The organism is Pseudenhygromyxa sp. WMMC2535 (assembly GCF_011083025.2).
The window spans coordinates 3,119,724-3,132,224 of record NZ_JABJWV010000001.1 but is presented as its reverse complement, the minus strand read 5'-3'; the positions used below and the strand labels follow the sequence as shown (position 1 = coordinate 3,132,224).

Genomic DNA, 12,501 nt, shown 5'->3' with positions numbered 1-12,501 from the left:
CCGTGGCACCGGCCGACGATGGCACGCGGGCGAAGTGGCTCGAACGGCTGTGGAAAGCCTACCAGGACGACGACATCCCCTACCTCGAGTCGCTTGGAGACCACTGGGGCGAGCTCTGTGCAAGTCCCGAGGTCGCGTCCCACTGGGCGGACGAGCTCATCGAGACGTGCAAGCTGGCGTGGAACCCCGACCCCGCTCTGCGAGGCTACTTCGAGGGCACCACGAACTGCCTGAGCGCGCTCCTCGTAGCCGGCCGCCACGAGGAGCTGCTCGAGCTGCTCGACATGGCGCCGTACAAGATGTGGCACTACCGGATGTATGGTGTGAAGGCCCTCGCGGCGATGGGCCGCAAGGCCGAAGCCATCCGCTACGCCGAGGAGGGTCGCGGGCTGAACGACAGCCCCGTTGCCATCGCGCGGGCCTGCGAGGAGGTGCTGCTCTCCTCCGGGCTCGCCGAGGAGGCCTACGTGAAGTACGGGCTCGTCGCCAACCAGGCCGGCACCTACCTCGCGTGGTTCCGCGCCGTAGCCAAGAAGTACCCCCACAAGTCGAAGGCCGAGGTGCTGGCCGATCTGGTGGCGAACACGCCCGGCGACGAAGGCAAGTGGTTCGCCGCAGCGAAGTCAGCGAAGCTCTTTGACGAGGCCATCGTGCTCGCCAATCGGACACCGTGCTCGCCGCAGACTCTGACACGGGCGGCGCGGGACTTCGAGGAGAAGAACCCGACCTTCGCGCTCGAGGCCGGCATGGCTGCGCTGCGCTGGCTGGTGGATGGCTTTGGCTACGAGATCACCGGCGCCGATGTGCTCGCCGCCTACTCCCACACCATGAAGGCCGCCGAACATGCGGGCGTCGTCGAGGAGACGCGAGCGAGGATCCGCGCGCTCGTCTCCCGCGAGACCTTTGGCAAACGCTTCGTGACCCGCGTCCTCGGCCGCTACCTGCAGCTGAGCTGATGCCCCACCTACGTCACGGCGAACGCGACTCCGTGGCAGCGACTGAGAACGAATCCACACCAAGTACCAGCTGTGGCATACATCATCAAAAAGCCCACGGCCTGAGCAAGCGACCTGCCGATTTGGAGAACTCGACAGATGAAGTCATCAGAAAGAATTCCTCCTTTCCTCCATGGCTGTTTCGACTGGCACGGGAACGGCCTGAATTGGAATCATGCGCCTGACTTCGACCTCCTGTCAGACGCGGCGCTCCATTCGACGAACCCATGGATTGTCCTGGCGGCCGTGACCGAACGGGCCAAGCACGGCGATCATCGTCACGCTCGGCTCTTGCGACCCTTCTTTCACGATGACGAGCCATTTGCGCTCAACCGGGTCTCGATCCTCGTCTACGCGAGCGTGGCCCCCTCGGCGGAGCTTCCGGTCGTGCGCGAGGCCCTCGAGAGCGAGGACCCCGACGAACGCTACTACGCGGCTCAGGCTGCCGAGTTCGTGGGGCAACTGTCTTTGGTCCCAGCCATGCTCGAGGCATGGAAACGTGGCGATACCATTCACGAACTCGAGACGATTGGCTTTGGGCTCTCCGACATCCTCGAACCCGAGCTTGGAGAGATCGCCAATCAAGTCGGGATTCAGGACACCAAGCCTCCTGAGCGCGCTCCCACCCCCGATGATTCGCCGGGAATGGTCTGGCTGCTCGAAAGCAGGGCGAGGCGGGCCCGCGAGGCCCTGGAGGACCCGGCGCCCTTCCCCGGACTGGTGACCGACGCCTATGAAACCTTGCGAGCCAAGTTCGGCGACGACGCCTTCGTGTGGAAAGCCGAGCCGCTGAGCGTCTCGAAGGTCGTCTCTAGCCTGCTCACAGCCGCCAAGCAGGGAGAGCGCGGCATCGGAGGCTACCTCCCCCTGCGCCACCGTCTCGAAACATGGACTGGGATGGACTGCCGCCCCTTCTTCTACGCAGGCGAACCCCGCCGCCTCGAGATCGTCGCGGCGCTGGAGTCCTTCGTGGAGTCTGGCGAGATCGAGCGTTATACGCCCGGCCAGCGCTACTTCTGGGGCCACCCGGTCCCGTAGCCCCTAAACTGCAAGACCAATGCGCTTCCGCGTCGTGTGGATCAGTCCCCGTCGAGACCCCCTGATCGCCGAGCAACTCGGGCCGGGGTGATTTCGGCTCGGAGAAGCTCCCCGACTCGGGCCAGTCATCCTGCGCCGGGCGCTGAGTCAACCGCGGGCCTTGGATCCCAACCCAAGCCCACCAGCCCGCGCCACGTTCCCATGAAAGGCCGCCACCGTGCGAGCATGCCCCGCCGGATAGAGCCACCCCCGAATCCGCCCCTCACAGCGAAACCATGTCTCGTGCCGAATCACCGTCTCCCCGCCGACCTCACGAAAGCTCATCCGCTGCCTCCCACGTGTGTTCCCCCCAGCGAGATAGGTAAATTCGATGACCTTCGCCAATGCATCGACCCGAGAGATCTCCACACCAACCGCCATCTCGAACAACCCAAACACCTTCAGGTCGAGATAAAAGCCCGTCCCCTCCTGCTGCGGTGGAACACCGTCGCTCGCGCGCAGGTAGAGCGCCTTCGTGGCGCGCGAGTAGGCGAAGGCATACGCGATCCCGTCGCCGTCCCAGCCGGCGCGCGGATCTGTGCTGGTGTAGGCCGTCCAGACCACGTCCAGGGGCGCACCATGCTCGACCGACATGTCGTGGTAGTCGAACGCCGACTCGAGCTCGCCCTCGGTCATGCCCTCCGTCGACAGGCGCAGCTCCGCGACCGAGCGCATGTTTGGGACGCCGACGTGCTCGAGGCGCGCGCGCATCGGGGCAGACAGCCCACGAAAGTAGTCCGCGTCGAGGAAGCCGACCTTGGGGCCGTTTGGGAGCTGATGTTGGCTGGAGATGGTTCCTCCGCTGACGACGGCGACTTCGGGCCGTGTCGTCGGCGTGCTCATGCTCCCCCTCGGACGAGGAGGATGCAAGAGAGCCTCCCTTGGCGCGCTACTGGTGGCCCCGAGCGATGAGCTTCGGCTCAGTTGGGGCACAGCTCGTAGCGCCACAAGCGAACCCCATCGTGGATGAACACCCCATCGTCCGCCGGCTCGAGCAGCATGCTCTGCCGCTCCGACCAGCCATGCAGCAGCGCCGGCGTGTCGATCATCGTCCAGTCCTCCCCGTCCCAGTGAGCGAGGTCCTCGGGCTCGAAGAAGGTCGAGCCGAGCATCCACATGTCGTCGGCGCGGTTGGCCTTCAAGGTCCACCAGTCGTCCCCCTCGGCGATCTCCGGGTAGAGATCGGCCGCGGCCTCCCAGCTCACGCCGTCCCAGCGGTAGAGGCGACGGCCCGTGGCCTGGCTGACGTAGCCCGCGACCCACAGCTCGTTGGCGCCGGTCGCCTCGAGCGCGGTGGTGCTGCTGAAGGGCGGAGTGGGCAGCGACTCCCAGGTCTCCGCCCCCGCGTCGAAGCGCCACAGCCCATCCGGCAGGTAGCTGGTATAGACCACGCCCTCGGCCGCGGTGATGGCCTCGACGTCGTAGACATCCGAGGACACCGGCGGCAGACGATCGATCCACTGATCCCCCACGCGGGCGTAGAGGAAGGCCTCGACGTCGTCCACGCTGTGCGTGCGCCCGCCGATCCACAGCTGCGCCTCGCCCCCCAAGCTGAGCTGCTCGGCCTCGCCGATTGCCAGGTTGTCCGCCGGTAGCGCCACACCCTCGGGCACGCCGTCGACGATGCGGTGGAGGTGATCGTCCTCCGGGGCAGGGTCCGGGCTCCAGTCCGGGTTGGCGTAGCGGGCACCCCAGCCTTGATCCACGGCGCCGCGCAGATGGCTGAAGCCGTTGACGACCTCCGGATAGGTGGACGTCCAGTCCTCGCCGTCCCAGCGCCGGCTCCCCACCTCGCCGGCGCTCGCGCTGTAGTTGCTGGCCACCGCCGAGCCCATGTCGTCGACGACCATGGTCTGCGGCCAGAAGCTTCCGTCGCGGGTGTAGATCGGCGTGACCGTGGCGTTGCTCGTGTCGACGTGGGCGATCCAGTGCCCGCCCTCTTCGCCGACCACCACCAGCCCGTCATCGAGCACGGCGAAGTCCCGAGCCTGAGGCAGCGCGAAGGCGGTGGTCCACTGCGCGCCGTCCCAGGCGTGGATGTTCCCGTCCGCGTCGAGGGCCCAGACCTCGCTCGCCGAGCGCCCGTCGAGCTTGACGACGCGCGCCGTCGTCGCGAGGTCGTGGCTGGTCCACAGGCCCTGCGCGAAGTGACGCAGCGTCCCGGACTCGCCGCCGACCCAGGCCTCGTCGGCGTCGGCGGCCCACACGGCGTAGAGCGCTGGCATGTCGTCGATCTCCAGCGTCTCCCAGTCCACGCCGTCGAAGCGCGCCACCTGACCGCCGGTTGGCGTCAACCAGGGCGAGTCGTCGCGGCCTCCCGCAGCCCAGGTCGTGACCCCGTCGGTCCACAGCGCCTGGATCAGGATCGGCACCTCGACCTCGGACCACTCGACGCCGTCAAAGTGCACCGCCACCGCCGGCTCCGAGTTGCAGGTGCAGTCGGGCTCTTCGGAGCAGGTGAAGGAGTTGCAGTCGGCGACGGCCACGGCCCACACGTCATCGGGCCCCGAGCCGGCGAGCTCGCGCGGCTCCATCTGACCGCTGTCGCCCGGGACCCCGGGAAATTCCAGCACCTGCGTGAGCTCGCTGCCGTCGCTGTGAAACACGCCAGGTGAGGCGCTGGAGATCTGGCCGAGCACCCAGTGGCCGTCGACCGCCGGGCCCCACACGTCATCGCTGCGAAACAGCAGGCGATCGCTGGTCGCCGCCTCGATGTCGAGCCAGGGGCCCTCACCACGCGCGACGATGTCGCCCTCGCCGAGGGCGATCACGTCGAGGCCGTCGGTCCACACGTGGTCGAGGCCGTAGGCGCGGGTCTTGAGCGCATACCACTCGCCGCAGAGCGGATCGAAGCCATTGCCACCGCCCGTCTCCGTCTCCTCTCCGCCCGTCTCCGTCTCCTCTCCGCCCGTCTCCTCGCCAGTCCCCGTCTCCCCGCCAGTCCCCGTCTCCTCTCCCGTCTCCTCTCCAGTCCCCGTCTCCGTCTCCTCTCCCGTCTCCGTCTCCTCTCCCGTCTCCGTCTCCTCTCCCGTCCCCGTCTCCGTCTCTTCTCCGCCCGTCCCCGTCTCCTCCCCGCCCGTCTCCTCCTCGCCCGTCGACTCTCCGGAGGTGTCTGTGTCCACACCCGCGTCGTCACTCCCCTCCTCGCCGCCCATGCCCTCACCAGCGTCATCCTCGCCTGGGTGGGGGCCACAGGCCGCGAGCCCAGCCAAGACGAACAGACCCAAGACAGAGCGCCCAAAGTGAAGAGACCGCGGTCGTGACATCTGAGGCTGAAATGTCCCTCGCCCGCAGATCCTTCACGTCATCCCCCCTTTTTTCAGACCTACGGTGCCGCGCCGAACCAGCGACGAGGAGCGAGGGCCCCGAGCGCGTCAAAGCGAGGGCAGGCCCAGCTCGCTGCGCTTGCGCGGCTGGTCCTCCGCCGCCCCCTGGCTGTAGTCGCCAAACGGCCCATCGCGCTCGATCACCGCCGCCTTCACCCCCTCGTCCATGGCCTTGCGCACGAAGGCCCGGCCCTCGATGGTGTTGCGCATGGCGCCGTCGAGGATCGGCCCGAGGGTCTGGGTGCTCTGCAGGCCCATGTTGTCGTAGGCCTGGTTGACGATCAGCTTCATGGAGACGAGCTGCGTGAGCGGGATCTTGGCCAGCTTCTGCGCCAGCTCGTCCACCTTTTGGTCGAGCGCTTCGAGCGGATAGGAGAAGTTGATGAGCTCCATGTCCACGGCCTGCTTGCCGCTGACCCACTCGCCCGTGAGGGCGTAGTACTTGGCCTTCGCCAGACCCAGGCGATAGATCCACATGCCGGTCAGGTGGCAGCCCCAGACCCGCGAGTATGGCGTCCCAAAGCGAGCCGAGTCCGCGGCGACGACGATGTCGGCGGCGAGCGCCAGCTCCGAGCCACCGCCCACAGCCCAGCCATGGACCTTGGCGATCGTCGGCTTCGAGCCTCGCCACAACCCCATGAATGTGGTGATGTAGCTCGTATATCGATTGGTCACCATGTGATGATCCACGCCGGGGTCGTAGCCGGCCTCGGTGATCCCAGGGTAGTGCTCGAGTCCACCCGAGAAGTCGAAGCCTCCGCAGAAGCTGTCGCCAGCGCCCTGAAGCACGATGACCTTGATGGCCCCGTCACGGTTCGCGTCGCCGAGGGCCGCGTCGAGCTCATCGAGCATCTCGAAGCGCAAGGTGTTGTACTTCTCCGGGCGGTTGAGGGTGATCGTGGCGATCGCCCCGTCTTTTCGATACTTCACGAGTTCGTCGGACATGCACGTCTCCTTCATCTCGAACTTCACCAAAGTTACGGATCGACGGCTGGGCTTTCAAGTGAAGTTCGTGAAGTGAGTCGAAACCAGTCGACGTCCAATGGGCGAGCTGTGTGGGACCCGCCCGCGCGACCTCGTGCCACACCTTGCGATCGCGGGTCACCGCCTCGATGTCGAGCCAGGGACCCTCTCCACGCGCGACGATGTTCCTCTCTTTTCTCCGCCTCGACCATGACGAAGACCTGGTGGCCATGTACTCTCCCGTGCGTGACATCCTCATTCAAAATCCGACTCCCCCACGACGTCCGAGCATCCCTCGTTAGAGCCGCGCGCAACGCCTCACTGACCGGCGTGGCCGTGCTCGCGGGTCTCCTCTATCTGCTCATCACCTCGCGCTGGTTCCCGAGCTCGGCGCTGGTCGAGCTGTGGTGGCCACTCGAGATCATCGGGTGGCTCGCCGTGCTAGTCACCCTCGCGCTGCTCTGGGACAGCGTCCGCTCCATGCTCCGACCGCAGCAGCACGACGCGATCACGAGATTGCGGGACCACGAGCTCTCCCCAGCGCTCACCGAGACGCTGGTGGTCGAGCTCGCAGAGGCCAAGCGCGAACGCCACGGCAGCGCGACATTCCTGCCGAACTTCGTGCTCGTCGAACACTGGGCGAATTATGCGATCATCCCCATCGACTGGATCGTCTGGGCCTACGCCAAGAAGACCGAACACCGCAAATATGGGGTCCTCCACGTGCGCAGCAGCCACGAGGTGTACCTGGCCCTGCGCAACGGTGAGCGCTACCGGATCCCGTCGAGCAGCAGCGACTGCGACAACCAGCTCCTGTGCTGCAAGCAACGCAACCCTGAGGGCATGCTGGTCGGCTACGACGAGGCCCTCGACAAAGCCTGGTCCGACGACGCGGATCAGGTCATCCGAGACATCGACGCGCTCGCGGCTCTCGGCGAGCTCGAGCGCGGACCCGCAGCCCTGCCCGGGGCCGCGCTGCGCATGACGGCCGGACAGACCGTCGACGCGACTCGCAAGGCGCTGGCAGCCTCCCAGAAGCTGCTGAGCCAGCGTCGCGAGTCGGGTCAGGACGACCAGTAGCGCCCTGTTCATCGAAGCGCGACCTCGCGATGGATCTCATCGGAGGTCGCGGCTCTCGAGCAGCTCCCCGGAGTGATAGAGCCACCGCCCCCCGACCCGAAAGAACACGCTCCGCTCCCCAAACGAAGTATCTCGCCCCTGCGCAGACAAGCGCACGAAGAACGCCACCATCCCGCGAGCCCCCTCCGCCGACGCCTCGCGGACCTCGAGCCCTTCGAAGCGCGTCCCCTGGCAAAAGCTCGCGACCTCGCCCACCCAGACCAGCTTGTCCCGCTTCGCCAGCGGGCTGTCCGGGTGCGTGGTCGCGAGGATGTACTCGACCAGGCCCAGGGCGTAGGCGCTGTAGCGCGAGCGCATCAGCGCCTCGGGGTTCTTGGCCGCCTTGCCCTCGTGCAGCGGCCGACAGCAGCGCTTGTACTTGCGCCCGGAGCCGCAGGGGCAGGCCGCGCCAGCCGAGATCGCCATCACTTGCCCCGCCAGTAGACCTGCTGGTCGTCGACCCAAAACAGGTTGAAGCGGTTGCTGGTCACCTCGCGGTCGCCGGAGCCAGCGAGGATCTCGATCTCGCCGCCGGCCTTGGGCAGGCGACGCAGCTCGCCGCCGCGCACGGTGGTCAGGTAGATGTGGCTGTCGTCGGCGAAGACCTCCATGAAGCCGGGCAGGCCGCGCTTGCGGGTCAGGACCTGGGTGTCGCCGCCGGCGATCGGGCGGCGGTAGAGGCTGTGCAGGGGCTCGCCCTCGTCCTCGTCCCAGGTCACCCACAGGAAGTCGTCGCCGTCGACGGCGATGCTCGCAAAGGTCTCGTCGCTGCGCAGGAGCTCCTTGCCCGAGCGCTTGCCGTCCCACTCGTAGACGCCCCAGGTGCCGTCGCGGCGCTGGCGGGTGATCCAGTAGAGCTTGGAGCCGTCAGCGCTGGCGAGCAGCGAGCGGACGACGCCGCGCCGGCGGGCGACGAGCTTGGGCTTGGACTCGCCGTCGCGGGCGAGCACGTAGAAGCCGCCCTCGTCGATCTCGTCGTCGGGGCGGGTGAAGTAGACGAAGTCGGGCTGGATGCTCCAGCTGTGCCCGGAGATCTCGCTGATGCGCTCGAAGTGCTCGCCGTCGGTGCTCAGCGCTCGCAGGCCGCGGCCGTCGGGGGAGTCGTGGCGCTCGTGCCAGTAGAGCCAGCCGTCGATCAGCTCGAGGTTGGTCATGGGCACGAAGGCGCCCTCGGCGAGGGTCTCGGGCACGCCGAGGAAGGGGATCTTGACGATCACGCCCGTGGGCTCGCCCGCGCCCTCTTTTTCGCCTTCACCCTCGCCGGTGTCGGCGAAGCGCAGGCCGCTGACGTAGAGGTTGTCGGCGTCGGCGACCATGCCTCGGATGACGAAGTGCGCGGTGTAGAGCGGGGTCGGGCGGGTCTCGGCGACGACCTGACCCTCGCGGATGTCGTACGCGCCCCTGGTCTGGGCGCCGTTGAGCTGGCACGCGCTCGCGGTGAGCGTGAGGCCAAGGAGCAAGGCAAGGCGATTCACCAAGACGATTTTTAGCAGCTCCGCCCGTGGCTTGACGACCGCGGGGGGGCGGGCGAGGCTGTCACGCGCCTCGCCGCGCTGTGTGGGCCACGAGCGCCAGCGACGCCCAGACACGCCCAGACACGCCCAGACACGCCCTGATACGCCCTGTGGCCAGCTCCGCCGACACCTCGCAGCCCTCCTCCACGCCTGTCTGCGCGCGGCTCGGCTGCGCTTCGCGGACCAGCCTCGCGGCTGCCACGGGCCTCGCCGCGCTGCTCGGCTCGAGCCTCACCTTGGCGGCCTGCCAGCGCGAAGGAGCGCCCTCGCAGGCCACCACTTCTTCGGGTTCGAGCGAGCGCACGCGCGCGCTCGAGGGGAAGGCGCCCACGCGCGTGGCCTCGCGGACGGTGCTCTCCGACGAGATCCTGTGGGCCCTGGGCCCCGCGGCCCGCGGCCGCGTGGTCGGGCTCAGCCCGCTCGTCGACGATCCCCGCTACTCCCAGGTCGCCGGGCGCTGGCCCGAGGCCACGCCGCGCCTGGGCACCAACCCCGAGGAGCTGCTCGCCCTCGCCCCCGAGCTGGTGATCCTCGCCAGCTTCAGCGATCCGGTCTATCGCGCGGCCGTCGAGGACCACGTGACGCTGCTGACCCTCGACGACTTCTCGGGCTTCGACGGCTACCGCGACAACCTCGCGCAGATCGGGGCGGCCCTCGTCCTGGAAGACGAAGCCGCCGAGCTGCGCGAGCGCTTCGACGGGCGCGTGGCTGCCCTCGAGGCCCGCCGCCCGCCGCCCGCCGCCCGCCCCAGCGTGCTGTGCTGGTCCGCCGTGATGGTCCCCGGCGCGTCGACGACCTTCGACGACGCGGCCACGGCCGCCGGCTTTCGCAACCTCGCGGCCAGCGAGGGCATCGAGGGCCACCAGCGCGTCGACGTCGAGCAGGTCGTCAGCTGGAACCCGACGTGGCTGGTGATCAGCTGTGAGGAGCGAGGCTGCGCCGACGCCCGCGAGGCCCTCGCGGACCAGCCGGGGCTGCGCCACATGGCAGCGGTGACGGCCGGACGAGTGATCCCCGTGGAGGCGCCCGTGCTCGCCAGCGTCGGCGAGGGCATGCTCGCGCTCGCCGAGCAGCTCCAAGCCGCGCTGCTCGATGCCCCCCCCGAGCCCGGATCGGGTTCGGGGTCGGGGTCGGGGTCGGCCGCCGACGAAGCTGCTGACGCCGAGGCGGACCAGGGATGAGCGCCGAGCCTGCGAGCGCGGGCGCAGTCGAGCCGGCACCCGCGAGGCGCCGCGTCATCCTCGCGGGCATCGGCCTCGCGCTCTTTCTCACCCTGGCCGTGGTCGCCGCGCTCGGCGTGGGCCCCGGAGAGATCTCCTTCGCCGAGATCCTCACGGCCTTCGCTGCCAAGCTCAGCGGCCGCCCGCTGGCGTTTCGAACCGAGGCGATCTTGTGGGAGCTCCGCCTGCCCCGAGTGCTACTCGCGCTGCTCGTCGGCGCGGGCCTGGGCAGCGCCGGCGCCCTGACCCAGGGCCTCTTTCGCAACCCCCTCGCCAGCCCCGGCGTGCTGGGGATCTCCACGGGCTCCGCGGCGGCGGTGATGCTGGGCTTCGTCCTCGGCCTCGACGAGCGCGCGCTGTGGGCCACGCCGGCGCTCGCGGGCATCGGCGCCGTCGTGATGCTCGCGCTGCTCTTCGCGCTGACCGCCAGGCGCCGGGACCTCGCGCAGCTGCTGCTCACCGGCGTCGCCCTCAACGCCCTCGCCGGCGCCCTGGGGACGCTGCTCCTCGCGCTCTTCCTCGATCGTCCCACCCTCGCGCAAAAGGCAATGGCGTGGACCCTGGGCAGCTTCGACGGGCGCGGCTTTCCCCACCTGCGCGCCGCGGTCCTCCCGCTGAGCGTGGGGATGCTCGGTGCGTGGACCCTGCATCGGCCGCTCGACGCGATGGCTCTCGGCGAGGAGACGGCGGCGAGCCTGGGCGTGGATCCCGGGCGGCTGCGCGTCGGTGCAGCGCTGCTCGTGGGCCTACTCGTGGGCACGAGTACCGCCGCGGTCGGCGTGATCGGCTTCGTCGGCCTGATCGTGCCGCATCTCGCACGCAGCCTGCCCTGGGTAGGAAGCGCCGATCACGGGCGACTCCTGCCGGCCAGCATGCTCACTGGCGCCGCGCTGATGCTCGGTGTAGACACCTTGAGCCGCGCGTCGACGCCGACCTTTCTCCCCCCCGGTGCCTTGACCAGCCTGCTCGGTGGCCTCTTTTTTCTATGGCTGCTGCGGCGCCAGACGCCAGAACAAGGCATCTGAACCGGGTGCCACCATGGGGTTCTCGCAAATAGCGCGGTTGCGACTTACACCACTCTCCCTTTGAAAACACCTGAAAAAGATGCGCATCAGCGGTCTGTACAGACTCGAGGTTTTCGCGCATAGGCACTGAGTTCATGTCCGAGGTCATCGACACCGTAGAGATTGCTCCCGACACCTACTGGGTCGGCAAGCGCGACACCAATTCCATTTTCTTCGCCAACCCCTACTTGCGCCTGTTTCGATCCGATGACGGCAGCAAGCAGGTGAGCTTGTTGATCGACCCCGGCTCGAGCTCGGACTTCGCGGTGGTCAGCGCAAAGGTGACCTCGATCCTCGGCAACCTGCGGCGGCTCTCGGCGATCTTCATCAACCACCAAGATCCGGACGTCGGCACCTCGACCCCCACGCTGATCAATCGCTTCGCGCCCAAGGCTTCGATCTTGTGCTCCGAGGCGACCTGGCGCCTGGTCATCCACCTCAACTTGCCGCGCGAGAACTTCGTCGACCTCGATCGCTTCCCCCACGGCATGCGCCTGGGCACCGGCCAGCTGCTGCTCCCCGTGCCCAGCCCCTTTTGTCACTTCCGCGGCGCGGTCATGCTCTACGACCCGCAGACCCGGGTGCTCTTCTCCGGTGACCTCTTTGGCGGGCTGACCGAGCTCGGCGCCCACGGGATCTGGGCCGACGAGAGCGACTGGCGAGGCATGCGAGCCTTCCATCAGCTCTACATGCCCTCCAACCGCGCGCTGCGTCCGGTGGTCCAGCGCATCCGCGCCCTCGATCCCTTCCCCGAGGTCATCGCGCCTCAGCACGGTCGGCTGCTGCGTGGCGAGCTGATCAACGAGGTCCTCGATCGCATCGAGAACCTCCCCGTCGGCCTCGACATCATCGACGACACCGACGAGAGCACCCTCGACGCCTGGAACCATGTGCTCTCCCGGGTGATGGAGACCGCGCAGATGCTGCTCGGGCCCCACGGCGAGATTCGCCTCGCCGACGCCCGCGAGCTCGAGGACAGCCTCGACTTCTCCTCCGGCGTCCCTCGCATCACCAACATCGGGCGCTGGACCGTGGGCAAGGTCGTCGAGAACCTGTGCCGCGGCGAGCCCGTCGAGGTCGTCAACCCGATCAAGTTCGAGGCCATCGCCGCTGCCGAGGAGCTCGGCCTCCCGGCCCCCGACATCGGCATCGAGAACGAGAGCGACGACGCCCACATCGGTCTGTTCTGAGATTTCTCGTGGCATGGGGCCCGCGCTGGCCCC

11 protein-coding genes are annotated in these 12,501 nt (G+C 68.2%); 6 read left to right on the top strand and 5 right to left on the bottom strand.

Annotated features, from left to right (window positions below):
* The first annotated feature begins 2 nt into the window (after window positions 1–2).
* Both G6O69_RS12035 and G6O69_RS12030 read left to right on the top strand, forming a co-directional pair.
* Complete coding sequence (locus G6O69_RS12035; protein WP_217909811.1) at window positions 3–956, top strand: hypothetical protein; 954 nt, start codon at window positions 3–5, stop codon at window positions 954–956.
* A gap of 285 nt (window positions 957–1,241) precedes the next feature.
* Complete coding sequence (locus tag G6O69_RS12030) at window positions 1,242–2,033, top strand: hypothetical protein (protein WP_176396783.1); 792 nt, start codon at window positions 1,242–1,244, stop codon at window positions 2,031–2,033.
* 147 nt (window positions 2,034–2,180) lie between these two features.
* Here G6O69_RS12030 and G6O69_RS12025 read toward each other — a convergent pair whose 3' ends face one another.
* The 3 genes from G6O69_RS12025 to G6O69_RS12015 all read right to left on the bottom strand — a co-directional run bounded on the left by G6O69_RS12025 (window position 2,181) and on the right by G6O69_RS12015 (window position 6,343).
* The gene (locus tag G6O69_RS12025; protein WP_172303653.1) at window positions 2,181–2,915 is read right to left on the bottom strand and encodes a hypothetical protein; all 735 of its coding nucleotides are present in this window, start codon (window positions 2,913–2,915) and stop codon (window positions 2,181–2,183) included.
* Window positions 2,916–2,992: 77 nt separating this feature from the next.
* Window positions 2,993–5,299, bottom strand: coding sequence for a hypothetical protein (locus G6O69_RS12020; protein WP_217909810.1), 2,307 nt, complete (start codon window positions 5,297–5,299; stop codon window positions 2,993–2,995).
* A gap of 147 nt (window positions 5,300–5,446) precedes the next feature.
* Window positions 5,447–6,343, bottom strand: coding sequence for a crotonase/enoyl-CoA hydratase family protein (locus G6O69_RS12015; protein ID WP_172303651.1), 897 nt, complete (start codon window positions 6,341–6,343; stop codon window positions 5,447–5,449).
* A 354-nt stretch (window positions 6,344–6,697) separates the two neighbouring features.
* Here G6O69_RS12015 and G6O69_RS12010 point away from each other — a divergent pair, with 354 nt between their 5' ends.
* Window positions 6,698–7,441 carry a DUF6709 family protein gene (locus tag G6O69_RS12010; RefSeq protein WP_172303650.1) on the top strand — a complete coding sequence of 248 codons (744 nt, stop codon included), beginning with the start codon at window positions 6,698–6,700 and terminating at the stop codon, window positions 7,439–7,441.
* 36 nt (window positions 7,442–7,477) lie between these two features.
* Here the strand turns inward: G6O69_RS12010 and G6O69_RS12005 are convergent, their stop codons facing one another.
* Together G6O69_RS12005 and G6O69_RS12000 are read right to left on the bottom strand one after the other, a co-directional pair.
* On the bottom strand, window positions 7,478–7,906 hold the full coding sequence (locus G6O69_RS12005) for a YchJ family metal-binding protein (protein WP_172303649.1): 429 nt from the start codon (window positions 7,904–7,906) through the stop codon (window positions 7,478–7,480).
* Window positions 7,906–8,955 (bottom strand): hypothetical protein, encoded by a 1,050-nt coding sequence (locus tag G6O69_RS12000; protein WP_172303648.1) that lies wholly within the window; start codon window positions 8,953–8,955, stop codon window positions 7,906–7,908. The genes G6O69_RS12005 and G6O69_RS12000 overlap by 1 nt, the downstream gene beginning before the upstream one ends.
* 149 nt (window positions 8,956–9,104) lie before the next feature.
* Between G6O69_RS12000 and G6O69_RS11995 the strand changes: the two genes are divergently transcribed.
* From G6O69_RS11995 to G6O69_RS11985, 3 genes are all read left to right on the top strand, one after another.
* The gene (locus tag G6O69_RS11995; protein ID WP_172303647.1) at window positions 9,105–10,175 is read left to right on the top strand and encodes an ABC transporter substrate-binding protein; all 1,071 of its coding nucleotides are present in this window, start codon (window positions 9,105–9,107) and stop codon (window positions 10,173–10,175) included.
* Window positions 10,172–11,239, top strand: coding sequence for an iron ABC transporter permease (locus G6O69_RS11990; RefSeq protein WP_172303646.1), 1,068 nt, complete (start codon window positions 10,172–10,174; stop codon window positions 11,237–11,239). Before G6O69_RS11995 ends, G6O69_RS11990 begins: the two co-directional genes overlap by 4 nt.
* 134 nt (window positions 11,240–11,373) lie before the next feature.
* Entirely contained in the window at window positions 11,374–12,468 is a 1,095-nt protein-coding gene (locus G6O69_RS11985) for a hypothetical protein (RefSeq protein ID WP_172303645.1), read from the top strand.
* Window positions 12,469–12,501: the final 33 nt, after the last annotated feature.